The organism is Photobacterium angustum (assembly GCF_003026365.1).
Classification (GTDB): domain Bacteria; phylum Pseudomonadota; class Gammaproteobacteria; order Enterobacterales; family Vibrionaceae; genus Photobacterium; species Photobacterium angustum.
This window is the reverse complement of sequence record NZ_PYOM01000014.1, coordinates 43,647-68,544: the sequence shown is the minus strand read 5'-3', so window position 1 is coordinate 68,544 and position 24,898 is coordinate 43,647. Positions and strand designations below refer to the sequence as shown.

Genomic DNA, 24,898 nt, shown 5'->3' with positions numbered 1-24,898 from the left:
TGAGATCTAAGACAAATGAGTGAAACCAATTCAAGCATGGTTGATGTTGCTACGTTATACATCGTACCTACACCCATCGGTAATTTGGCTGATATAACACAACGAGCATTAGACGTGTTAGCAAATGTAGATTTGATTGCTGCAGAAGATACTCGTCATACATCACGCTTGTTATCCCATTTCTCTATCTCAACCCGCACCTTTGCGCTTCATGATCATAACGAGCAGCAAAAAGCTGACTTCTTGATTGAAAAGCTTCAGTCAGGTACCAGTATTGCTTTAGTATCAGATGCTGGTACGCCGCTGATCAGTGATCCAGGGTATCATCTTGTTAATCGCTGTCGTCAAGCTGGTGTTAAAGTTGTGCCATTACCAGGCCCATGTGCAGTTATCACTGCATTGAGTGGCGCAGGCTTACCGTCAGACCGATTTAGCTTTGAGGGCTTTTTACCCCCTAAAAGTAAAGGTCGCCGAGACTGCTTTCAAGCGTTAGCAAATGATGAGCGCACGTTAATTTTTTACGAATCGCCACATCGTATTAATGATTCCCTGAGTGATATGTTAGCCGTGCTTGGTGCTGAACGCCAAGTAGTATTAGCGCGTGAGTTAACAAAAACTTATGAAACAATCTATGGTGCACCATTAGGAGAGTTAATTGAGTGGCTTGCTGAAGACAGTAATCGTGTTCGTGGTGAGATGGTGGTTTTAGTCGCGGGTCATCGCGCGCAAAAAGAAGAGCTATCAGCAGAATCATTACGCACACTGGGCTTGTTAGTCAAAGAATTACCATTGAAAAAAGCTGCCGCATTAACGGCGGAAATTCATGGTGCGAAAAAGAATGCGCTGTATAAGTGGGGTTTAGAAAACCTAGGCTAAAAATAAAATTAACAGCTGCTAATTTTTTCTGGGTTATATGACAAAACTTGATGATAATTGGCTTTTTTGCTGTTTTTTTAGTCAAGCTGTAATTTTGTTTCGTTTTTCGCTAGTAACTGTGATCGTTGTCTTATACAATTCGTGCCGGAGTTGGTCAGGTAATCGCTGCTTCATTGATGTCCTTTGGGAGACTGATGAAGGGGAGGAAAGTCCGGGCTCCACAGGGCAGGGTGCCAGATAACGTCTGGGGGGCGCAAGCCCACGACAAGTGCAGCAGAGAGCAAACCGCCGATGGCCTATTGCTTGCAATAGTGCACAGGTAAGGGTGAAAGGGTGCGGTAAGAGCGCACCGCGCAGCTAGTAATAGTTTGTGGCAGGGTAAACTCCACCCGGAGCAAGACCAAATAGGTCCCTAATGGCGCGGCCCGCGTTGGGGACGGGTAGGTTGCTTGAGTCTGTGAGCGATTGCAGACCTAGACGAATGATTGCCGCCGCGCAAGCGGAACAAAACCCGGCTTATCGACCGACTCCCTACATTTAGAGAAGGTGGTGTTTGGATAACAAACACCACCTTTTTTTCGTCTTATTCCCGCATAAACATAACTTTCGCTTGATGACTACAGAGTGTGTTAGAACTCTGTTTGAATTACTGTCAGACGCTTGACATCGTTTTTGTCTCATACGTACACTTTATGGTGGGAATTTGTGGGGAAAAGTGGTGCTGTCTCATTCTCTTTGTTTTTAATTCTGCTAAAGTCGGTTACTACGGCTGATTTTTAGTATCATTGAATGGGCATGTGAATGTTAAGAGGCGCAGCGGTTATATCGCTCGATAACAAAGGACGCATTGCGATCCCTAAGCGTTATCGTGCTGAGGTAATAAATCATTGCGATGGCTTATTCGTATGCACTATTGATCACCAGTTTTCTTGCTTGTTGCTCTATCCCATTAATGAATGGGTACACATTGAAGCGAAGTTAGCGACATTATCAAGCCTTCATCCTGCGGAGCGTCGAATTCAACGTTTGTTACTCGGCCACGCTAGTGAATGTGATATGGATGGGCAGGGACGAATCCTACTTCCTGCTACCTTACGACAATACGCGCACTTACAAGATAAGATCATGCTTGTAGGCCAATTAAATAAATTTGAAATTTGGTCTGAATCTTTGTGGCAACAGCAAATTGAACACGATATCAACCTTCAGGCTGAGGATGCGATAACACAGTCATCGCGCCTTAGTGAGCTTTCACTTTAGCTGAACTTATATTTATGTCTGAACAATTTGAGCACGTTTCCGTTTTACTTAATGAATCTGTAGACGGATTAGCAATTAAACCCGACGGTATTTATATCGATGGTACCTTTGGCCGTGGGGGACACAGTCGCCTTATTCTTTCTCATTTAGGTGAGAATGGTCGTCTTTACAGTATTGACCGAGATCCTCAAGCGATTGCTGAAGCTCAGAAGATTGATGATCCTCGCTTCGAAATTATCCATGGCCCATTCTCTGGCATGGAAAAATACATGGAAGAGCGTGATTTAATTGGTCGTGTTGATGGTGTGTTACTGGATTTAGGTGTGTCATCACCGCAATTGGATGATGCAGAACGCGGTTTTAGCTTTATGCGAGATGGCCCGCTTGACATGCGTATGGATCCGACATCGGGTCAGTCAGCTGCTGAATGGTTGGCAGAAGCGGAAGCGGATGATATTGCATGGGTACTAAAAGAGTTTGGTGAAGAGCGTTTTGCCAAGCGTATTGCTCGCGGTATTGTTGAACACCGTGAAAATCTAGAAAAAGAGCCACTAACACGTACTCGTGAATTAGCGAGCTTAATTGCAGCAGTATCGCCGTTTAAAGATAAGCACAAACACCCAGCAACGCGTAGTTTCCAAGCGATTCGTATTTACATCAACAGTGAGTTAGATGAAATTGAAACAGCGCTAAACGGTGCGGTGAATATTTTAGCTCCTGAAGGTCGTTTATCAGTGATCAGTTTCCACTCCTTAGAAGATCGTATGGTAAAACGCTTTATTCGTAAACAGAGCAAAGGACCTGAAGTTCCAGCAGGTTTACCGCTTACTGAAGAGCAAATTAAAGCCTTAGGTAGCGCCGCACTTAAGACGGTAGGCAAAGCGATTAAACCTTCTCAAGATGAATTAGGGTATAACACGCGAGCGCGTAGCTCTGTACTTCGGTTGGCTGAGCGTCTATGAAGCAACCTACAGAATCATCATTGAATCTGGCTCGCCTGATTGGACGTGATCTCGTCACTGTCGGGCTTGTTCCTCTCATTCTTTCTTTTATTATTCTCGCATCAGCATTGTCAGTGGTGTACATCACCCATGACACACGCCAGCAAATTGTGAAACAAGAACAATTGTTAACTGAACGTGAAGGATATGATGTGGAATGGCGAAATCAGATCCTCGAAGAAAATTCGCTTGCAGAGCACAGTCGTATTGAACGATTAGCTGAGACTGAACTCAAAATGCAACGACCATCCGCTGATAGTGAAATTGTTATCCAATAAACATGAAATTATTCAATCGTTCGACGTCGAAAAATAGCGTAACCAAGAAAGCCAAACCATTTATTAAATGGCGCTTTACTGTTGTTTGTATTTTTATCCTGTTAGGATTTTTCGGCTTAATTGCTCGTGCCGCTTATATTCAGGTACTTGAACCGGGTCGCCTTATTCAAGAAGGTGATGCGCGTTCTTTACGTACTAAGTTGATGCCTTCTGCGCGCGGTATTATCTCTGATCGTAACGGTGAACAGTTGGCTGTTAGTGTGCCTGTTCAAGCTGTATTCGCTAACCCGGCAGAAATATTTAAGCATGGTGGGTTAAGTGATGTAGAGCGATGGCACGCATTAGCTGATGTGTTAGATCTCGATCGCACTTGGCTCTTACATGAATTAGAAACAAAGAAAAATCGCCGCTTTATTTATCTTGCCCGTCAAGTTAGCCCCGCGATGGCAAATTATGTCCATAAATTAAAACTTCCCGGTATTGGCTTAAAAGATGAATCTCGTCGTTTTTATCCTTCAGGTGAAGTTAGTGCGCACTTATTAGGCTTTACTGGTATTGATGGCCATGGTCTTGATGGTGTTGAGAAAACCTATGATGGTTGGTTAACTGGTGAGCCGGGGCGACGTACCGTACGTAAAGACCGTTATGGTCGCGTGGTTGAAAATATTTCCCAAAAAAATCGTCAACCAGGTAAGCCATTACAGCTCAGCATTGATCAAAGAATTCAGGCTGTCGCGTATCGAGCTGCAAAAGAAGGCGTGATGGATATCCCAGCTACGTCAGTTAGTATCGCCATATCAGATGTGCGTACTGGTGAAATTTTGGCAATGGTCAACGCGCCGTCGTTTAACCCAAACAATCGTAATGATCGTCAGCCATATAAGATGCGTAACCGTGTTATTACCGATACTTTTGAACCAGGCTCTACGGTTAAGCCGTTTGTCGTGTATACCGCGATGAAACACGGTATTGCGAATGAACATACCTTAATTGCGATCCCTCAAAGTAAGCACTTCCGTGTTGGAAGTAAGGTTATAACCGACGTTTCACGTGTTGAACCGTTAGCGACGGTACAACGCATTCTACAAAAATCGAGTAACATCGGTGTGACCAAGTTGTCACTCGCTATGCCTGTTGACTACATCCTTGATACGTATCGTAAAGTCGGTTTTGATGAGCCATCAGGTATTAACTTGATTGGTGAAACAACGGGCCACTTCCCTAACCGTTACCGTTGGTCTGATATTGAACGTGCAACGTTAGCGTACGGTTACGGCTTATCGTTAACGCCGATTCAGTTGCTTCATGCTTACACTACGCTGGGTGCGTATGGCATTAAGCGTCCACTATCAATACTAAAAACTGAAAGAGTCGTCCCGGGTGAGCAAGTGCTCGATCCAGCGATTGTTAAGAAAGTCTTGTTAATGATTGAATCAGTAACTGACAAAAAGGGTGGTGGCGGTGGCTGGCGTGCGACCGTTCCTGGTTACCGTGTTGGTGTGAAAACGGGTACTGCGAAAAAAGCGATTGCTGGTGGTTACGGTGATGATTATTTCTCCTATACCGTCGGTGTTGCACCGATCAGTAACCCACGTTTAGCGATCGTCGTTATGGTTAATGAGCCTAAAGGTAAAGTTTTCTATGGTGGTGCTGTTGCTGCGCCAATTCTGTCAAAAGTATTAGGCAGCGCTTTACAGATTTTAAATGTGCCGCCAGATGCCGATACGTTGCATAAAGTTGATGTGGATAAGGGAGTCTAAATAATGGCATCGTCGAAGAGTGTGATGAAATTAGGGGCGCTGTTATCACCATGGCTGGCAATTGATAAGTTGCCTCTTGAACTTACAGAAGGCCAGATTGACGCGATAACATTAGATAGTAGAGAAGTCACCGAGGGAAGTTTATTTACAGCGGTGAATGGACATACTGTTGACGGTCGTCGATTTATTGAAACGGCGATAAAGGCTGGTGCAAGTGCGATTATTGCTGAGGCTGATGGGATCGCTAATGAAGGTGATATAGCACTTAAAGGTGGTGTGTATATTATTTATCTTCAGGATCTTAATCAGAAGCTTTCCGCAATTGCTGGACGTTTCTTTGATCATAGCGATCAAAAGCTGGCACTGTATGCCGTTACGGGAACAAATGGTAAAACCACCATCAGTCAATTATTAGCACAATGGGCGAACCTTGTTGGCTACAAAGCTGGCGTGATGGGGACGACCGGAAATGGTTTGTTAGTTGATTTAAAACCTGCTGCAAATACCACAGGTAGCGCGATTGAAATTCAACAAACCTTAGCTCAACTGGTAGAGCAAGGTGCAGATTTTGCTGCGATGGAAGTGTCATCACATGGGTTGGTTCAAGGTCGTATCCGTGATCTTCATTTCAAAGCGAGCATCTTTACCAATTTAAGTCGTGATCACTTAGATTATCATGGCAACATGCAAAATTATGCTGACGCTAAAAAGTCATTGTTCACTGAACATCAAAGTGGGATAGCGATCATCAATGCAGATGATGCTGTCGGGGCATCATGGCTTAAAGATATACCGAATGCGGTGGCTGTAGCTATTGATCCACAAGCGGTTGCCAATCATGCAGGACTAAAGCTGTGGGCGACAGATGTTCGGTTTAGCACACAAGGTGTCACCATTGAATTTGACTCGACTTGGGGACAAGGTAAGTTTACCGCGCCTTTAGTTGGATCATTTAATGCCACTAACTTGTTGCTAGCGTTAGCAACATTACTCGCGACTAACCATCCAATGGCTGATTTACTTGAAAAAGCACCGAAATTACAAGCAGTAATTGGACGTATGGAAGTTTTTCAAGACACTGACAAAGCCATGATGGTGGTCGACTATGCTCATACGCCAGATGCGTTAGAGAAAGCATTGCAAGCACTGCGTGTGCATTGTGACGGTAAGTTATGGTGTATTTTTGGTTGTGGTGGTGATCGTGATAGCGGTAAACGCCCTATGATGGCTGAAGTTGCCGAGCGCCTTGCAGATCAAATTATTCTGACTGACGATAATCCTCGCAGTGAAGATCCTAAAGATATTGTTGACGCTATGCTTGCAGGTCTTATTTCTCCAGAATTCGCAATCGTTATTCATGATCGCGAAACGGCTTGTCGTCATGCACTTACTCACGCCTCTTACCAAGATATTATCTTAGTGGCAGGTAAAGGGCATGAGGATTATCAAATTCTCGCTGATCGCACTATTCACCATTCTGACCGCGAAACGGTAGCTGCATTATTAAAGGAATTGGCATGATTGACGTTCAACTAAGTCAGCTTGCATCGGTATTAAATGCCGAGTTAATTGGCGCTGATGTTTCAATTGCTGCAGTATCTACAGATACACGTAATATCCCATCAGAAACGTTATTTATCGCGTTAAAGGGTGAGCGTTTTGATGCTCATGATTTTTGTCAAACAGCGAAAGAAAACGGTGCTAAAGCGCTGTTGGTAAGTAAACCCTTACCTGTTGAGTTACCACAGTTAGTGGTTAGTGATACACGCATTGCTTTAGGGATGATGGGGGCGTGGCTTAAAGCACAAATGACAGAAAAGTACGGTTTACAGACAGTAGCATTAACCGGGAGTTGCGGTAAAACAACCGTAAAAGAAATGTCTGCTGCGATTTTGGCTAATAAAGGTCAAGTATTAGCAACCGCCGGTAATTTTAATAATGACATTGGTGCGCCACTGACGTTATTGCGTTTAACGCCTGAATATCAATATGCAGTTATTGAACTTGGTGCTAATCATCAAAATGAAATTTCGTATACCACGAATTTAGTTAAGCCGAATGTGGCATTGATTAATAATATTGCGGCTGCACATTTAGAAGGTTTCGGCTCGCTACAAGGTGTAGCAAAAGCAAAAGGTGAAATCTTCGAAGGATTGGTACAAAACGGTACTGCGATTATTAATCTTGAATCGAATGATTTAACGTTATGGCAGCCATTATTAGCAGAGCATCAAGTATTAACATTCTCGACCGATTCGCATCAAGCGGATTATTTTGCTGAGAAGATAAAGATTACCACTCAAGGGTTAGCCTGTTTTACAATGTGCACCCCAATCGGCAAGATCGACATTAATTTAGCACTTGCGGGAATGCATAATGTGTCAAATGCATTAGCTGCTGCTGCGTTAACCGTCTCATTAGGGGCGACATTAGCAGATGTTAAAGCTGGGCTAGAAACCATGGCGAATGTCAAAGGTCGTCTTGATATTACAGAGCCTTATGCAGGGTTACGTCTGATTGATGATACCTACAACGCCAGTGTTGCTGCGGTAAAAGCAGCGATTGATGTGTTAGCAAGCTTTGAAGGTAAGCGCTACTTCATTTTTGGCGATATGGCTGAACTGGGTGAAGAAAGTGATAATTTACACCGAGAAGTGGGCGAATATGCTCTAGAAAAACAGCTTGATTGTGTGATGACGTTTGGTCACTCCAGCGCTGTGGTTAGTGAGTGCAATCAAGGACAACATTTCAGTGATAAAGGTGCGCTAATCATGTCACTGAAAAAACAATTACAACAATATTCTCGTCAACCTGATGCTGAGGCTGTCACTGTGCTAGTAAAAGGCGCAAGAAGTTCAAAGATGGAAGACGTAATTGCAGCCTTGCAGGAAGATAAATAATGATTTACTGGTTAGCTGAACAATTTCAGTCAACACTCCCTTTTTTCAGATTGTTCGAATACCTAACATTCCGAGCGATCATGAGTATTCTGACAGCCTTGCTGTTTTCGTTATGGATGGGGCCTCGTATGATTGCCCGTTTGCAAATGTTGCAAATTGGTCAAGTCGTACGTAACGAAGGTCCTGAATCACACTTTAGCAAGCGTGGTACCCCAACGATGGGCGGTATCATGATCCTGGCTGCGATCACATTTACGGTATTATTGTGGTGTGACTTATCCAATCCTTATGTCTGGGCCGTTTTAGTGGTCATGTTGGGTTATGGTGCAGTCGGTTTTGTTGATGATTACCGTAAAGTTGTCCGTAAAAATACGGACGGTTTGATTGCGCGCTGGAAGTACTTCTGGCAATCAGCGATTGCACTTGTTGTTGCATTTGCACTATACGCATACGGTAAAGATACTGCTGCGACTCAGCTTGTGGTGCCTTTCTTTAAAGATGTTATGCCACAACTAGGGTTGTTCTACATCGTCATGACTTACTTTGTGATTGTCGGTACCAGTAACGCAGTTAACTTAACTGATGGTCTTGACGGCTTGGCGATTATGCCGACCGTAATGGTATCGGCTGGCCTTGCTTTTATTGCATGGGCAACAGGTAACTTTAACTACGCCGAATATCTTCATATTCCTTACATTAAAAATGCTGGCGAGCTCGTGATTCTGTGTACCGCAATTGTCGGGGCAGGTCTTGGTTTCTTATGGTTTAACACTTATCCAGCCCAAGTCTTTATGGGCGATGTGGGCTCATTAGCATTGGGTGGCGCACTGGGTACTATTGCTGTGCTTGTTCGCCAAGAGCTACTACTTGTGATCATGGGTGGTGTGTTTGTAATGGAAACCGTATCGGTAATTCTACAAGTAGGATCATACAAACTACGCGGCCAACGTATCTTCCGTATGGCGCCTATCCATCACCACTACGAGTTAAAAGGCTGGCCAGAGCCACGTGTTATTGTGCGCTTTTGGATTATTACATTGATGTTGGTATTGATTGCGTTAGCAACGCTTAAGGTTCGTTAAAAATGAAAGGCTTGGCTGGTGTGAATAAGATCGTTGTTATCGGTCTAGGTATGACAGGGCTATCTGTTGTAAATCATTTAATGCGTCTACCACAATCACTGACCATTAAAGTGATTGATACGCGTGACAATCCACCCGGCCAAGATCAATTGCCAGATTCTGTTGAGCTATGTAGCGGTCAATGGAATACCGAATGGTTATTGTCTGCTGACTTGATCGTTGCAAGCCCTGGTATCGCACTAGCAACGCCAGAGCTTGTGCTAGCTGCTGAAGCTGGCGTTGAAATTGTTGGTGACATTGAGCTGTTTGCTCGTGAAGTGAATAAACCTGTAGTGGCAATTACTGGCTCAAATGGTAAGAGTACCGTAACGAGCTTAGTCGGTGAAATGGCAAAAGAGGCGGGTATTAATGTTGGCGTTGGAGGTAATATTGGCTTTGCTGCCCTTGATATGCTGGCGCAGCAACATGCACTTTATGTATTAGAGCTTTCGAGCTTCCAGTTAGAAACGACGACTTCTCTTGAGCTAACTGCAGCTGTTTACTTGAACCTTTCCGAAGATCACATGGATCGCTACCCTGGCGGTTTAGCACAATACAGCCAAGCAAAAATGCGTATTTTTGATCACGCAAAGCAGGCTGTTTTCAATCGTGATGATTTAGCAACAAAACCGACTCAATTTAGTGGTGCAATGACAAGCTTTGGTTTTGATGATCAAGACTATGGCATTGTTTTAGTGAATGGCAAAGAGTGGCTAGCGGTGAACGGTGAAGCTGTAATGGCTGTGGCTGATATTGCTTTAGTTGGCCGCCACAATGTTGCCAACTGTTTAGCTGCACTTGCACTTGCTGATGCGGCAGAGATTCCGCGTGATGCGGCATGTCGCGCAATGCAACGTTATACCGGCCTTGCGCATCGTTGCCAGCTTGCGGTTAATCGTCATGGCGTTCGATGGGTTAATGATTCAAAAGCCACGAACCTTGCAAGCACGTTAGCAGCGCTGAATGGTTTACAACTTGAAGGTAAATTGCACCTACTGATGGGGGGGGATAGCAAAGGTGCCGAGTTCAGTGAACTAAAACCTGTTTTAGCTGACTTAAATGTTCAGTTGTATAGTTTTGGTCGAGATCGACACTTATTTAACGACGTTGTTGATAACGCCATCAGTGTTGAAACCATGAGTGATGCTATGGTCTGTATTAGCCGTACGGTTCAATCTGGAGATATGGTTTTATTATCGCCTGCTTGTGCTAGTTGGGATCAATTTGCCAACTTCATGGCACGTGGCGATGCTTTTGTTGAACAAGCGATTCAGTTACAAGATTCGGTTTCAGGAAATATTTGATGTTTAGTATGATCCGTAATGGATTTGCCGCTGTGGGGGGCTGGTTTATTAAACCAAGTAAGCCCTGTTTATATGACCGCCAATTGGTTTGGATTGCTATTGCATTGATGATCACAGGTCTGGTTATGGTGACATCGGCTTCTGTTCCTGTCGCGACACGCCTTACAGGCATTCCATTTTATTTTGCCTATCGTCATGCGTTCTTTCTTTGTGGTGCAATTTTTATTGCTGCCATTGTATTGCAAATACCATTAGCTAAATGGAAGCAATATAGTTTCCCTATGCTGTTGGTATCCATAATTTTACTTACAGTTGTGTTAATAATTGGTCGTTCAGTAAATGGTGCTGCGCGTTGGATCCCATTGGGCATCTTTAACCTTCAGCCAGCCGAAGTTGCCAAGCTTTCTTTATTTATATTTCTCGCAGGTTACCTCGTCAGACAATATAACCAAGTGCGCGGTAGCTTCATTGGCTTCTTAAAACCGCTAGCTGTATTGGGGATTCTTTGTGTGCTATTACTGATGCAGCCCGATTTAGGTTCATCGGTAGTAATGTTCGTTACCACTATCGGTATGCTATTTATTGCTGGTGCAAAACTCTGGCAATTTTTAATGATGCTAGGTACCGCTCTTGTAGGTATAGCCTTTTTGATCGTTTTAGAACCCTATCGTATGCGCCGCGTGACGTCATTTCTTAACCCATGGCAAGATCCTTACGGTAGTGGTTATCAGCTTACTCAGTCATTAATGGCATTTGGTCGTGGTGAATGGTTCGGACAAGGCCTAGGTAACTCAATACAAAAGTTGGCTTATCTTCCTGAAGCACACACAGACTTTGTATTTGCGGTATTGGCTGAGGAGTTAGGTTTAGCTGGCGTTATTGTTGTACTGTGTTTACTGTTTGCTCTGGTTTACAAGGCCTTAGTGATTGGTCGTAAATGTCTTGAAAGTGGTTTGTTGTTTGGTGGATTTCTGGCATTTGGTTTCGGCTTTTGGTTTGCATTCCAAACCCTCGTAAATGTTGGTGCAGCAGCAGGTATTGTTCCAACCAAAGGTCTAACGTTACCACTTATCAGTTACGGTGGTTCTAGTTTATTTATTATGGCAGCAGCGGTTGCCATTCTTATTCGTATTGATTTTGAGCAGCGCGTCGCGGAGAAGTTTGAGTCAGCAGAGCCGGCTGAAGTTGATGATGAAGCGCTTGATAATCTGGACGGAGCGGTACAGCAAGTTGCTACCGATCCTGAGGCTTTACTTAGTGAGCCTACTCAATTAAATAATGATAAAAAAGACGCTCATGAAAAAGAATAAACGTTTATTAGTAATGGCGGGTGGTACTGGTGGTCATGTTTTCCCAGGTCTTGCAGTTGCGCAAAAATTGCAACAACAAGGATGGGAAATCCGCTGGTTAGGTACCGCAGATCGTATGGAAGCAGATTTAGTACCTAAGCATGGTATTGAAATCGACTTCATTAAAGTAAAAGGTTTACGTGGTCAAGGTGTACTGCGTTTACTTACCGCACCATTTAAGATTGTGGGGGCTATTTTACAAGCCCGTAAATATATTAAAGCATGGCAGCCTGATGTTGTACTTGGCATGGGCGGTTATGTTAGTGGTCCTGGCGGTGTTGCAGCTTGGTTATCGGGTGTTCCTGTCGTATTGCATGAGCAAAATGCCGTGGCTGGTTTAACAAATCAGTGGTTGTCTAAAATTGCCGCGAAAGTGCTACAGGCATTTCCTGGTGCATTTGCTAATAAAGAAGTAGTAGGTAATCCTGTGCGCCATGATGTGACAGTTTTACCCGCTCCAGCTGAACGATTTGCTGAGCGTACAGGGCCGATTCGTATTTTAGTGATGGGTGGCAGTCAAGGTGCACGCATTTTGAATCAAACTATGCCTGAAGTAGCAAAGGTGCTAGGCGATAGCGTTACTATTTGGCACCAAGCCGGTAAAGGTAGTCAGCAATCAACTGAACAAGCTTATAACGAACAAACCACCACACCTCACAGAGTTACCGAGTTTATTGATGATGTTGCTGCAGCTTATAGTTGGGCTGATTTAGTAGTTTGTCGCTCTGGGGCGCTAACGGTTTCTGAATTGTCTGCTGCGGGTGTTGGTGCCATTTTTATTCCATTTATGCACAAAGATCGTCAACAGGCACTCAATGCTGATCACTTGGTGCAATGTGGCGCAGCAAAAATGATTGAGCAAATGGATTTAACGGTGTCAGGTTTAGCACAAGAGATCGAACAATTAGATCGTCATACGCTTGAAAAAATGGCGTGTGCAGCACGAGAGGCTGCTATTATTGATGCCGATGAACGAGTAGCTAACGTGATTAAATCACTAGTAAAAAATTAATACGGGAACAAAGTGATGAGTAAACTGGATAACCAGCAATTAGCAAAAATTCGTACAATGGTGCCAGAGATGCGCCGTGTTGAGCGAATTCACTTTGTTGGCATTGGCGGTGCAGGTATGAGCGGTATTGCTGAAGTACTTGTAAATGAAGGCTACCGTATTAGTGGTTCTGACATTGCGCCTAATGCTGTAACAAACCGTTTGACAGCGAAAGGTGCAGAGATCTTTTTTGGTCACTCAGCTGAAAATATTCAAGGTGCTAGCGTTGTTGTTGCTTCTACGGCAATTAGCAAAGAAAACCCTGAGCTGATGGCGGCGACTGAATTGCGTATTCCTGTTGTACGCCGTGCTGAAATGTTAGCGGAATTAATGCGCTATCGTCATGGTATTGCCATTGCTGGTACGCACGGTAAAACAACAACGACAGCATTAACGACACAGATTTATTCTGAAGCTGGCTTAGATCCAACGTTCGTTAATGGTGGATTAGTAAAAAGTGCAGGGACAAACGCACGTTTAGGCTGTAGCCGTTATTTAATCGCAGAAGCTGATGAAAGTGATGCCTCTTTCTTACATCTTCAACCTATGGTGTGTGTGGTCACTAACATTGAAGCTGATCATATGGACACTTACGGCGGCGATTTTGAAGTTTTAAAGCAAACCTTCATTGATTTCCTGCATAACCTACCATTTTACGGGTTGGCGGTAATGTGTATTGATGATCCTGTGGTACGTGAATTACTGCCGCGTGTTGGTCGTCCAATGCTAACTTATGGCTTTGCAGAAGACGCTGATGTTCGCATCACTAATTATACGCAGACGGGACAGCAAGGTCATTTCACTGTATTACGTAAAGATAAACCAGCGCTTAATATTACCTTGAATATTCCAGGTAAGCATAATGCTTTAAATGCAACTGCAGCGATTGCTGTAGCTACAGAAGAAGGCGTTGATGATGACGCGATCATGCGCGCGTTAATTGAGTTTGAAGGTACAGGTCGACGTTTTGATCATTTAGGTGAATTTGAAACGGGCAATGGTAATGTAATGCTGGTGGATGATTATGGCCATCACCCAAGCGAAGTTGATGTAACGATTCAAGCTGCGCGTGCAGGTTGGGCAGATAAACGCTTAGTGATGATCTTCCAGCCCCACCGTTATAGTCGTACTCGCGATCTCTATGATGATTTTGCTAATGTGCTTGATCAAGTTGATGTATTAGTGATGCTTGATGTTTATTCTGCTGGTGAAGCACCTATTGCAGGGGCTGATGGTCGAGCGTTATGTCGTACTATTCGATCTCGTGGCAGAATTGATCCTATTTTTGTACCTGAAGCAGAAGAGTTGCCAGCTATTCTTGCAAATATTATTCAAAATGATGATTTAGTTTTGACACAAGGTGCAGGTGATGTCGGCAAAATAGCGCGTCAGCTAGCAGAAATGAAGTTGAATATCGAGATAATGAAAAAAGACGTATAAATTAGTATATGACAACATATATACGTCGAAAATGATAATAGCTGGCTATGGATTGTGTACACAATAGCCAGTTATTTTGTTTTTCTCGATATTTTGATGGATATATAGAAAATTATTCTCAGGTTGTGCACATAAAACGCCTCATGAGTGTTGGAGTAGGTCGAGTTGCTCGGTATAATCGTTTGACTTTGCTTATTACATCTGAGATAGCTGACGGCTAATTTATACCTATATGGTAAGGTTAAGCTGAATGAGTAAAGCGAAGAGTAAACAATGACTGAAGAAGTCGTAGAGCAAGAGTATATGCATCCATCGCCAAAAAAGTGGTCACGCTGGGGTGGATTGGCGTTTTTCCTCTTTGTCATTGGTTTTACGGTTTGGTTATTCAGTGCAACAAAAAGCTGGATGACAGATACTAACCGTCTACCCTTGTCACAATTAGTGATTCAAGGACAATTGCATTATCTAACCAAAGACAATGTACGCCAGACGATATTAACAATTGATCATCTTGGTACCTTTATGACCCAAGATGTTAATACTATTCAGGCTCATGTAGAGGCACTGCCGTGGGTTGCTCATGCTGCAGTACGAAAACAATGGCCTGATACGATCAAAGTTTTCATTGTAGAAAACCAACCAGTAGCGCAATGGGATCATAAATATTTGGTTAATAAAGAAGGCCAAGTCTTTAAAGCGCCTGCTGAGCAAGTTGCAGATTTAAACCTTACTAATCTCTCTGGCCCCGAGGCCAGCAGTGAAGAAGTATTAGCAGCGTTGCGAGAAATGCGTCCCTTACTGAAGAACGCTGGCTTAAGTATCGCGTCGTTATCATTGAATGAACGTCGAGCTTGGCGAATCTTATTAGCCAATGGGATTATGCTTGACTTGGGCCGAGAGGCTCGAATGGAGCGTCTTAAGCGTTTTATCGAAATTTATCCAGAATTAGTAAAGCTGAATAAACCGATAGAATATGTGGATTTGCGTTATGATACTGGCGCAGCTGTGGGTTGGAAAACAATACCGGAACATGATGCTCATGTGTCGGATACCAAATAAGAGCGTGTGTTAATGACTAAGGCTGCAGATCAAAAACTTATTGTTGGTCTTGATATCGGCACATCCGAAGTTACGGCTTTGGTTGGGGAAGTGCTGCCCGATAACACTGTGAATGTTATCGGTATGGGAAGCAGTCCGTCACGCGGAATGGATAAAGGCGGGGTCAATGACCTTGAATCTGTTGTTAAGTCAGTGCAACGAGCCGTTGATAAAGCTGAATTAATGGCTGAATGCCAAATCAGTTCCGTGTACTTGTCGTTATCTGGTAAACATATTAGTTGCCAAACAGAAAAAGGCATGGTGCCAATTTCTGAAAAAGAAGTAACACAAGACGACGTCGATAATGTTATTCATACGGCGAAGTCAGTAAAATTAAGCGATGAACAACGAACTTTACATGTAATTCCTCAGGAATTTGCTATTGATTATCAGGAGGGGATTAAAAACCCTGTTGGTCTATCAGGAGTTCGTATGGAAGCCAGTGTTCATTTGATCACCTGTCACAATGACATGGCGAAAAACATCGTGAAAGCAGTAGAGCGTTGTGACTTGAAAGTTGATCATCTGATTTTCTCAGGATTAGCATCAAGCTATGCTGTACTGACACCGGATGAGCGAGAGCTCGGCGTATGTGTTGTCGATATTGGCGGCGGTACGATGGATCTTGCTATTTGGTCTGGTGGTGCATTACGTCATGCGGAAGTCATTCCGTACGCGGGTAATGTAGTAACCAGTGATATTGCTTATGCATTTGGTACACCGCCGGGTGACGCTGAAGATATTAAAGTGAAATACGGCTGTGCGCTGAGTGAATTGGTGAGTAAAGATGCTAAGGTTGATGTCCCAAGTGTTGGAGGTCGACCATCTCGTAGCTTACAAAGCCAGACACTAGCAGAAGTGATAGAGCCTCGTTACAGCGAATTGCTGGGGCTGGTTAATCAAAAGCTGTTAACAGTACAAGAACAGTTGCGTGAAGCGGGTGTTAAACACCACTTAGCCGCGGGCATCGTCCTAACCGGGGGCGCTGCACAAATGGAAGGTTTGACTGAATGTGCAGAACGGGTGTTCCGTCACCAAGTGCGTATTGGTCAACCTTTAGAGTTAAGTGGTTTAACTGACTATGTTCAGGCCCCAACTTATGCAACTGCAGTAGGATTACTGCATTACGGAAAGGACAGTCAATCATTTGATGAAAATGAGCTAGAACCGAAACGTTCAGTTACTGGTTTATTTTCACGAATTAGTGGTTGGTTAAAAAAAGAATTTTAAACCTGATGCGAACAGGATAACGGAGAGAACACATGTTTGAACCGATGATGGAAATGTCTGATGAAGCGGTAATTAAGGTCATTGGCGTTGGCGGCGGCGGCGGTAATGCTGTCGATCACATGGTACGTGAATCTATCGAAGGCGTGCAGTTCATTAGTGTTAACACTGATGCACAAGCATTACGTAAAACAAGCGTAAGTACAGTTATTCAAATCGGTGGTGATATCACTAAAGGTTTGGGTGCGGGTGCTAACCCACAAGTAGGTCGTGATTCTGCACTAGAAGACCGTGAAGCAATCAAAAAAGAGCTAGAAGGCTCTGATATGATCTTCATTGCTGCTGGTATGGGCGGTGGTACTGGTACTGGTGCTGCTCCAATCATTGCTGAAGTGGCAAAAGAGCTAGGTATTCTTACTGTTGCTGTGGTGACTAAACCATTTAGCTTCGAAGGTAAGAAGCGTATGGCTTTTGCTGAGCAAGGTATCGATGAGCTTTCTAAGCATGTTGATTCATTGATTACGATTCCAAACGAAAAGCTACTAAAAGTACTTGGTCGTGGAATCACATTGCTTGACGCTTTTGCTAAAGCAAACGACGTTCTTAAGAACGCTGTTCAAGGTATTGCTGAGCTAATCACACGTCCTGGTATGATCAACGTCGACTTTGCTGACGTACGTACAGTAATGTCTGAGATGGGTCATGCGATGATGGGTAGCGGTGTTGCTTCTGGCGACGACCGTGCTGAAGAAGCGGCTGAAATGGCAATTTCTAGTCCACTACTAGAAGATATCGATCTAGCTGGTGCACGTGGTGTTCTTGTTAACATCACTGCAGGTATGGACATGCGTCTAGACGAATTCGAAACTGTGGGTAACACAGTGAAAGCATTCGCTTCTGATAACGCAACTGTTGTTATCGGTACATCTTTAGATCCAGATATGACTGATGAACTACGTGTAACAGTTGTTGCTACAGGTATTGGTAAAGAAGTGAAAGCGGATATTACGTTAGTGACTTCATCTAAGCCTGTTCAAGCGACAGTAGCACAAGAAAAAACAGTTGTTGCTGAAGAAAAGACAGTAACTAATAATGATGGTCAAGCGACGGCGGCTAAGCCACAAGCTGATCATGATTACTTAGATATTCCTGCATTTTTGCGTAAACAAGCTGACTAATATCTATAGTTAATCGGTGGTGCTGATTGAATATATAAAGACTCAATGATAATAAATATATCCATATTGAAATATTATGGTTTTTATAGCTAGATAATCAGTAACTTAGTTGTGCCTTTGACGATTAGTTTAAAGGCACTTACTTAGCCTATTTCAAATTATTTTGGATATTTAGTAGCTTATGGTATTATTTATGCCCATTTCGCGTAATTGTACTTGATAATGGGTGTTATTTAGCCTTGTTGCTTTGTGACAAAAGTTTGTTTAACAGTTGAGATATGAGCAGATGATCAGACAACGTACACTTAAAAGCATTGTGCAAACGACTGGTGTGGGTCTCCACTCTGGACGTAAAGTGACGCTTATTCTGCGTCCTGCAGCCGCTAATACAGGCGTGATTTATCGTCGTACAGATTTAAATCCTCCTGTGGATTTTCCTGCAAATGCAGACTCTGTGCGCGATACCATGTTATGTACAGCTCTTGTAAATGAAGAGGGCGTGCGTATTTCAACGGTTGAGCACTTGAATGCAGCACTAGCAGGTATGGGTATCGATAACGTGATTATCGAAGTTAACGCACCGGAAATTCCTATTATGGATGGTAGCGCGAGCCCATTTATCTACCTGCTTCAATCTGCAGGTATTGAAACGTTGAATGCGCCTAAGCGTTTTTTACGTATCAAAAAACCTGTTCGCATTGAAGATGGCGACAAATGGGCGGAACTCGTTCCTTATAACGGTTTCCGTCTGGATTTTGCTATCGAGTTTAACCACCCTGCGATTGAATCAGATCAGCAGCGTCTAGTGTTAGATTTTTCAAGTAAGTCTTTTGTTAAAAATATCAGTCGCGCTCGAACCTTTGGTTTCATGCGTGATATCGAATACTTACAATCACAAAACTTATGTTTAGGTGGTAGTTTCGATAACGCTATTGTACTGGATGATTATCGTATTCTTAATGATGACGGTTTGCGTTTTGACAATGAGTTAGTGACTCACAAAGTATTGGATGCCATTGGTGATCTCTACATGTGTGGTCATAACATTATTGGTGAGATGCGTGCTTATAAATCAGGACATGCGTTAAATAACCAATTACTACGTGCAGTACTTGCTGATCAAGAAGCCTATGAATGGTCCACTTTTGAAGATGAGCAGCAGGTACCGGTTACTTTTGCTCAACCAGGAATGGTTCTCGCTTAATACCAAATGCGAAAAGAATTAAAAAACGCCGAGCTGTTGCTCGGCGTTTTTGTATATGGGTTTTATTTACACTAGCGTTTTTGTTTTTGTGCCAGCAGGGCAAGGCGTTCTAAACGCTTTTTAACTTTTTCAGGTGCGCTTGCGGCCGTTGCTAAGAGATGCTGGGCAGCAACTTCTGTGATTGGCTTTTGTATAATATCGGGTATTTTTTCTTGTCGCTGTTTATGTACCGCAGCAAGAGAAGGGTTCACTTTTATTTCAATATCTTGCAACTTAGGCAATAGTTTTTCTCGTAACTTCATCATCAAAGTGTGGCGTTCGTAATTAAGACGCATCGACCACGCAGCAGACTCGGTTTCTATAATCAATATTCCTTGACGATAATTACTTACACGGCAATGTTCAGCACAATTAACATGTTGCTTTACCGCAGTATTTAACTGACTTAATGCGATAGCTCGTTGTTGAATATTATTAAGCCCAGTTTCTTCTAAAAGATCCCCGGTAGTTTGGGGACGGCGATCTCTCATCGTCAGTGATCCTAAGTAATGATGTTGCTCAAAGTTGAAAAATTGCGGATATGATCCTAATTTTTCGAATATAAAAAGTGCTAAGCCTGCTTTTCCCATAGGCGATGACACTAATATGACTTATTATATCACTCATATAGGTTAATATAACTTGAAAGATGTACCTGCAAGTGTTGTTACTGTCACCGTCGTGTTTAAGCGTTAAATTGCTATCTCGTTTTATGTGGTGATGGTTATTAATGAAGACCCCTTGAAAAGTGGTTTTCATGGCACAATGTTAGTATGACACAGTTTCAGGATTATCCTCTTAGTCACCATTGTGGCGATTCTAGTGGGACAGGGATTGCTTACGGTCCCCCAGAGAATGAAACCAGATTAAGCGATTCAGCAATAGATACGCTGATATAACAAAGAGAAAACGGCATCGCCATGTTATCAAAACTACTGACTAAAGTTATCGGTAGCCGTAACGACCGCACTCTGCGTCGTATGCGCAAAATTGTTGATCAAATCAATAAGCTAGAGCCTCAATTTGAAAGCCTACAAGATCATGAGCTGAAAGCAAAAACAGCTGAATTTCGTGAGCGTTTAGAGCAAGGTGAAACGCTAGATCAACTACTACCAGAAGCCTTCGCGACCGTTCGTGAAGCATCCAAGCGTATTTACGGTATGCGCCACTTCGATGTCCAGCTGCTTGGCGGCATGGTATTGAATGATTGTAAAATTGCAGAAATGCGTACCGGTGAAGGTAAAACTCTGACTGCAACTCTTCCTTCATACTTAAATGCTTTAACAGGTAAAGGCGTTCATATCGTAACCGTGAACGATTACCTAGCAGCACGTGATGCCGAAACTAACCGCGAGTTATTTGAATTCCTCGGCATGACTGTAGGTGTAAACGTACCTAATATGTCACCACCTGCGAAAAAAGAAGCATATGCAGCAGATGTTCTTTACGGAACGAATAACGAATTTGGCTTTGACTACTTGCGCGATAACATGGCATTCCGCCCAGAAGATCGTGTTCAACGCGAACGTTTCTTCGCCGTAGTCGATGAAGTTGACTCCATCTTAATTGATGAAGCACGTACTCCGCTTATCATTTCAGGCCCTGCTGAAGACAGCTCTGAAATGTACATTAAGATTAATGAACTAATTCCTCTACTTGTTCGTCAAGATAAAGAAGATAGCGAAGAGTACCGTGGCGAAGGTCACTACACAGTAGATGAAAAATCGAAGCAAGCTTATCTAACTGAAAATGGTCAGGAGTTTGTTGAAGAGCTATTAATCAAAAATGGCTTAATGGCAGAGCACGATACCTTGTACTCTCCAGCGAACATTAGCCTATTGCATCACGTAAATGCGGGTTTACGTGCACACGTGCTATTTGAAAAAGACGTTGATTACATCGTTCAAGACGATGAAGTTATCATCGTTGATGAGCACACTGGGCGTACAATGCCAGGTCGTCGCTGGTCAGAAGGTCTTCACCAAGCCGTTGAAGCGAAAGAAGGCGTGAAGATCCAAAATGAGAACCAAACGTTAGCATCGATTACCTTCCAGAATTACTTCCGCTTATACGATAAGCTTTCTGGTATGACAGGTACGGCTGATACTGAAGCGTTTGAATTCCAGTCTATCTACGATCTAGATACGGTTGTACTTCCTACTAACCGTCCAATGGCACGTATCGATAACGGTGACTTGGTTTACATGACAGAAACTGAAAAGTTTGCTGCAATTAGCCAAGATATTAAAGAGCGTGTACAAAACGGTCAGCCTTGTTTGGTGGGTACGGTATCGATTGAAAAATCAGAGTTACTGTCTAATGCGCTTAAGAAAGAAGGCATTAAACACAACGTACTAAACGCAAAATTCCACGAAAAAGAAGCGGATATTATCGCAGAAGCTGGTGCGCCAGGTGCGGTAACTATTGCAACTAACATGGCCGGTCGTGGTACCGATATCATGCTAGGTGGTTCGTGGAAGACTGATGTTGAAAAGCTAGATAACCCAACTGAAGATCAAATCGCGAAGATCAAAGCGAAATGGCAAGAAAAGCACGATGCGGTATTAGCGTCAGGTGGCTTGCACATCATTGGTACTGAGCGTCACGAATCTCGTCGTATCGATAACCAGCTACGTGGTCGTGCGGGTCGTCAGGGTGATGCAGGTTCTTCTCGTTTCTACCTATCTATGGAAGATGGCTTAATGCGTATCTTCGCTTCAGATCGTGTTTCGGGCATGATGAAGAAGTTAGGTATGGAGCAAGGCGAAGCGATTGAGCACCCTTGGGTATCAAAGGCTATCGAGAACGCCCAACGTAAAGTTGAAGGTCGTAACTTCGATATTCGTAAGCAGTTGCTTGAATTTGATGATGTTGCTAACGATCAGCGTAAAGTGGTTTACGAATTACGTGATGAATTAATGCATGCTGAAGATATCAGTGAAATGATTGAGCACAACCGTGAAGACGTGCTAAATGCATTAATGGATAGCTACATTCCACCACAATCGCTTGAAGAAATGTGGGACATCAAAGGGTTAGAAACACGTCTGAAAGATGATTACGATCTTGAGCTACCAATTCAACACTGGCTTGATACCGAAGATAAACTTTACGAAGAAGCACTTCGTGAGCGCATTGTAGAAAAAGCGCTTGAAGTTTACCGTGAGAAAGAATCAGTTGTTGGTGCTGAAGTGCTACGTAACTTCGAGAAAACAGTGATGCTACAGAACCTTGATACGCTATGGAAAGAACACCTAGCGGCAATGGATCACTTGCGTCAAGGTATTCACCTACGTGGTTACGCACAAAAGAACCCTAAGCAGGAATACAAGCGTGAATCGTTTGAACTGTTTGAAGAAATGCTAGATAACTTGAAGAGTGATGTTGTTGCTATCTTAAGTAAGGTACGTGTACAGCAGCAGGAAGAAGTTGATCGCATGGAAGAAGAACGTCGCCAAATGGCAGAAATGCTAGCTCGTCGTCAACAGTTCCAACATCAAAGTGCAGAAAGCCAAATCACTGATGAATCATCAGATGAAGAGGTAGAAGCTCAACAAGGTACTTACGAGCGTGAAGAGCGTAAAGTAGGCCGTAATGAGCCTTGCCCTTGTGGTTCTGGTAAGAAGTACAAGCAATGTCACGGTAAGATCAACTAAGATTGATCATATTGTAGATATTAAAAAAGTCGCTCTCGGGCGACTTTTTTATTGGCTTAAAATCAAGGTCAAAGATTCAGACTCTAGTCGATCTTTAAGCGAATTCATTAGGCAAAATATTGCTGTATCTTATCTAGCACAGGTTTATTAGCATCAGGGAAAGGGTAATTAGCTAATGCATTGATAGCGACCCACTCACCCGGTTGACCTTCTTTACCAAAGGCTTTGCCATCAAATTGATGGATCAGAAAGAAATCAAATTTTAGTGATTTATCTGAATAATCATGAGCAAGGGCAATAAAAGGTTCAACGTCAGTGGCATGAATACCGACTTCTTCTTGTAGCTCACGGATCACTGCTTGCTTTGCTGTTTCACCTGTTTCTACTTTTCCGCCAGCAAACTCCCATAAGCCGCCTTGATGCGCTTTATCGGCACGGCGGGTAATGAAAATATGCTTTTTCTCTGAATCTAAAATAATGCCTGCCGCAATCCAAACTTGCTTCTTATCCATACTGTTAATAACCCATATCTTCAGACCAACCATCAGAATCTGATAGATCAGGTGCGCCTGGGATAGATTTTTCTTCTTCCGCCCATTCGCCAAGATCGATCAATTGGCAGCGTTTACTGCAAAAAGGACGAAATGGACTCTGCTCACCCCAAACCACTTCAGTTTTACAGGTAGGACACTTTACGACAGTAATGTTGGTATCGGTTGTTGATTGAGACACAAAAACCTCAGCAAATGGCTAATTTAAATTCAATATCGCTTGCGACAGGATCTCCTTCCACAAAGGGAGAGAAACGAATAGCAAAGCGACTACGATGTCCCGATATCATAGGATAAACGCCATCTTTAGCGCAAATTTCTAGCCGTAATAAACATGCATCTTCAGCGTCATACTGGAAGAAGCCATTACGGGCATGATTGGTTTTATATTGTGCGCTTTCTCGGGTTAACCTCAACCAGAGATTGAGTGCTTCATCAAGCTCTGAAAGCTCATGTAACCAGTCTTTCATTGCTTTTTGTTTATGCTCATCGCTAAGATGCAGCCAGTGATGCAATGAAGGTAGATCAAAACAACAACTACCACCGGGAATGGAGAAACGTTGCTTTATACTGGAAAGAAAACGATCTTCACGTAAGTTTTGTCCTAGGCGAGGAGATGAAATTAACGCTTTATGCGCATGTTCCATCGAATCGATCATTTGTTGCAGTGCATACTCGTCAACACCATCAATGTTTAACCAATTCATCAGTTGTTGACGTTGTTTCTCTATATCTTTGGCAAGATCGGTTTTAACTTGTACTTGGTCTAAGATCTCAAGTAAATCAAAAAGGGCATGGAAGAATATTTTATATTGCCAAGGATCATTTTGGTTGCTGCTGTGATGCATTTGTCGCAAGAGATAATCAAGGCGTAAGTAAATACGGACTTTCTCCGTCAAAGGGTGTTCATAGTGCGTCATTTGCGTAGTTTGCATAAAGGGAATACCAAACAGGAGCCAAGATCGTAATAAGAATTATCATAGTTAAGACGCCATTTTACTACAGATCATGATCCATTTTGAGATATTGCCTGTGAAGTTGCGCGATTTGTAATGTTAATGCTGGACTATCACCAAAATTAGTAATGACGTCATCTGCGGCATCCAACCGTTGTTGGCGAGTTGCTTGGCTCGCTAAGATATTTTTGATTTGCTCAACAGAGACATTATCACGTTGTTGCGTACGTTCGATTTGGGTTTGCTCATCGACATCAACAACCAGTAAACGGTTGGTGAGGGTTTGTAGGTTATTTTCAACCATCAAAGGCACGACTAATAAACAATAGGGTGATTTGCTCAATTTAATATCATGGAGCATTTTTTCACGGATCAATGGGTGAAGTAGCTCATTTAACCATTGCTTTAATTCAGGCTGACTAAAAATAGCTTCACGCAGTTTTGCCCGATTCAAGGTTCCATCTTCAAGTAAAATACCAGCGCCAAATTTTTTTATAATAGCGTTTAAACCGACGGTATTCGGCTCGACGACTTCTCGCGCAACAATATCGGCATCAATAATATCAATGCCGTAGTTATCAGCAAATAAGTTAGCAACCGTCGTTTTTCCGCTACCAATTCCGCCAGTTAGGCCAATGACAATACTCAT

Annotated in this window: 22 protein-coding genes and 1 other RNA gene; 18 read left to right on the top strand and 5 right to left on the bottom strand. The window is 43.1% G+C overall.

Translation table 11 applies throughout. The features are described from left to right. Window positions 1-15: 15 nt before the first annotated feature. From rsmI to lpxC, 17 genes are all read left to right on the top strand, one after another. Window positions 16-876 (top strand): 16S rRNA (cytidine(1402)-2'-O)-methyltransferase, encoded by an 861-nt coding sequence (rsmI, locus tag CTN01_RS15075; protein ID WP_045149798.1) that lies wholly within the window; start codon window positions 16-18, stop codon window positions 874-876. Between the two features lie 146 nt (window positions 877-1,022). Beyond that, window positions 1,023-1,411, top strand: an RNA gene (gene rnpB / locus CTN01_RS15070) — RNase P RNA component class A. A 266-nt stretch (window positions 1,412-1,677) separates the two neighbouring features. Then, the gene (mraZ, locus tag CTN01_RS15065) at window positions 1,678-2,136 is read left to right on the top strand and encodes a division/cell wall cluster transcriptional repressor MraZ (protein ID WP_045149799.1); all 459 of its coding nucleotides are present in this window, start codon (window positions 1,678-1,680) and stop codon (window positions 2,134-2,136) included. Window positions 2,137-2,150: 14 nt separating this feature from the next. After that, window positions 2,151-3,098 (top strand): 16S rRNA (cytosine(1402)-N(4))-methyltransferase RsmH, encoded by a 948-nt coding sequence (rsmH, locus tag CTN01_RS15060; RefSeq protein WP_045149800.1) that lies wholly within the window; start codon window positions 2,151-2,153, stop codon window positions 3,096-3,098. After that, the gene (gene ftsL, locus CTN01_RS15055) at window positions 3,095-3,415 is read left to right on the top strand and encodes a cell division protein FtsL (RefSeq protein WP_045083944.1); all 321 of its coding nucleotides are present in this window, start codon (window positions 3,095-3,097) and stop codon (window positions 3,413-3,415) included. The genes rsmH and ftsL overlap by 4 nt, the downstream gene beginning before the upstream one ends. Window positions 3,416-3,417: 2 nt before the next feature. Beyond that, window positions 3,418-5,175 carry a penicillin-binding transpeptidase domain-containing protein gene (locus CTN01_RS15050; protein ID WP_045149801.1) on the top strand — a complete coding sequence of 586 codons (1,758 nt, stop codon included), beginning with the start codon at window positions 3,418-3,420 and terminating at the stop codon, window positions 5,173-5,175. A gap of 3 nt (window positions 5,176-5,178) precedes the next feature. After that, a complete protein-coding gene (gene murE, locus CTN01_RS15045) occupies window positions 5,179-6,696 on the top strand; it encodes a UDP-N-acetylmuramoyl-L-alanyl-D-glutamate--2,6-diaminopimelate ligase (protein WP_045149802.1) in 1,518 nt (505 codons plus the stop codon). Continuing rightward, a complete protein-coding gene (gene murF, locus CTN01_RS15040) occupies window positions 6,693-8,075 on the top strand; it encodes a UDP-N-acetylmuramoyl-tripeptide--D-alanyl-D-alanine ligase (protein WP_045149803.1) in 1,383 nt (460 codons plus the stop codon). Before murE ends, murF begins: the two co-directional genes overlap by 4 nt. After that, window positions 8,075-9,157: a phospho-N-acetylmuramoyl-pentapeptide-transferase gene (mraY, locus tag CTN01_RS15035; protein WP_045083948.1), complete on the top strand. Its 1,083-nt coding sequence runs from the start codon at window positions 8,075-8,077 to the stop codon at window positions 9,155-9,157. The genes murF and mraY overlap by 1 nt, the downstream gene beginning before the upstream one ends. 2 nt (window positions 9,158-9,159) lie before the next feature. After that, the gene (gene murD / locus CTN01_RS15030; RefSeq protein WP_045149804.1) at window positions 9,160-10,500 is read left to right on the top strand and encodes a UDP-N-acetylmuramoyl-L-alanine--D-glutamate ligase; all 1,341 of its coding nucleotides are present in this window, start codon (window positions 9,160-9,162) and stop codon (window positions 10,498-10,500) included. Then, window positions 10,500-11,810, top strand: coding sequence for a cell division protein FtsW (gene ftsW, locus CTN01_RS15025; RefSeq protein WP_045149805.1), 1,311 nt, complete (start codon window positions 10,500-10,502; stop codon window positions 11,808-11,810). Before murD ends, ftsW begins: the two co-directional genes overlap by 1 nt. Then, window positions 11,797-12,861 carry an undecaprenyldiphospho-muramoylpentapeptide beta-N-acetylglucosaminyltransferase gene (gene murG, locus CTN01_RS15020; RefSeq protein ID WP_045149806.1) on the top strand — a complete coding sequence of 355 codons (1,065 nt, stop codon included), beginning with the start codon at window positions 11,797-11,799 and terminating at the stop codon, window positions 12,859-12,861. The genes ftsW and murG overlap by 14 nt, the downstream gene beginning before the upstream one ends. Window positions 12,862-12,876: 15 nt before the next feature. Beyond that, a complete protein-coding gene (gene murC, locus CTN01_RS15015; protein WP_045083952.1) occupies window positions 12,877-14,340 on the top strand; it encodes a UDP-N-acetylmuramate--L-alanine ligase in 1,464 nt (487 codons plus the stop codon). 273 nt (window positions 14,341-14,613) lie between these two features. Continuing rightward, on the top strand, window positions 14,614-15,399 hold the full coding sequence (locus CTN01_RS15010; protein ID WP_045083953.1) for a cell division protein FtsQ/DivIB: 786 nt from the start codon (window positions 14,614-14,616) through the stop codon (window positions 15,397-15,399). Window positions 15,400-15,411: 12 nt separating this feature from the next. Further along, window positions 15,412-16,668, top strand: a complete 1,257-nt coding sequence (gene ftsA, locus CTN01_RS15005) for a cell division protein FtsA (protein ID WP_006647325.1) — start codon at window positions 15,412-15,414, stop codon at window positions 16,666-16,668. 32 nt (window positions 16,669-16,700) lie between these two features. Next, window positions 16,701-17,843, top strand: a complete 1,143-nt coding sequence (gene ftsZ, locus CTN01_RS15000; RefSeq protein WP_005371240.1) for a cell division protein FtsZ — start codon at window positions 16,701-16,703, stop codon at window positions 17,841-17,843. A 286-nt stretch (window positions 17,844-18,129) separates the two neighbouring features. After that, window positions 18,130-19,047, top strand: a complete 918-nt coding sequence (gene lpxC, locus CTN01_RS14995; RefSeq protein ID WP_005371241.1) for a UDP-3-O-acyl-N-acetylglucosamine deacetylase — start codon at window positions 18,130-18,132, stop codon at window positions 19,045-19,047. Between the two features lie 71 nt (window positions 19,048-19,118). Here the strand turns inward: lpxC and CTN01_RS14990 are convergent, their stop codons facing one another. Beyond that, window positions 19,119-19,577, bottom strand: a complete 459-nt coding sequence (locus CTN01_RS14990; RefSeq protein WP_039872783.1) for a DUF721 domain-containing protein — start codon at window positions 19,575-19,577, stop codon at window positions 19,119-19,121. Window positions 19,578-20,006: 429 nt separating this feature from the next. Between CTN01_RS14990 and secA the strand changes: the two genes are divergently transcribed. After that, a complete protein-coding gene (gene secA / locus CTN01_RS14985; RefSeq protein ID WP_045128625.1) occupies window positions 20,007-22,742 on the top strand; it encodes a preprotein translocase subunit SecA in 2,736 nt (911 codons plus the stop codon). Window positions 22,743-22,849: 107 nt separating this feature from the next. Here the strand turns inward: secA and mutT are convergent, their stop codons facing one another. The 4 genes from mutT to coaE form a co-directional block, all read right to left on the bottom strand. Then, window positions 22,850-23,254, bottom strand: a complete 405-nt coding sequence (gene mutT, locus CTN01_RS14980; RefSeq protein WP_045149808.1) for an 8-oxo-dGTP diphosphatase MutT — start codon at window positions 23,252-23,254, stop codon at window positions 22,850-22,852. 4 nt (window positions 23,255-23,258) lie between these two features. Beyond that, window positions 23,259-23,474: a DNA gyrase inhibitor YacG gene (yacG, locus tag CTN01_RS14975; protein WP_045149810.1), complete on the bottom strand. Its 216-nt coding sequence runs from the start codon at window positions 23,472-23,474 to the stop codon at window positions 23,259-23,261. A gap of 7 nt (window positions 23,475-23,481) precedes the next feature. After that, a complete protein-coding gene (gene zapD / locus CTN01_RS14970; RefSeq protein WP_080896225.1) occupies window positions 23,482-24,228 on the bottom strand; it encodes a cell division protein ZapD in 747 nt (248 codons plus the stop codon). Between the two features lie 64 nt (window positions 24,229-24,292). Continuing rightward, the gene (coaE, locus tag CTN01_RS14965) at window positions 24,293-24,898 is read right to left on the bottom strand and encodes a dephospho-CoA kinase (protein WP_045149812.1); all 606 of its coding nucleotides are present in this window, start codon (window positions 24,896-24,898) and stop codon (window positions 24,293-24,295) included.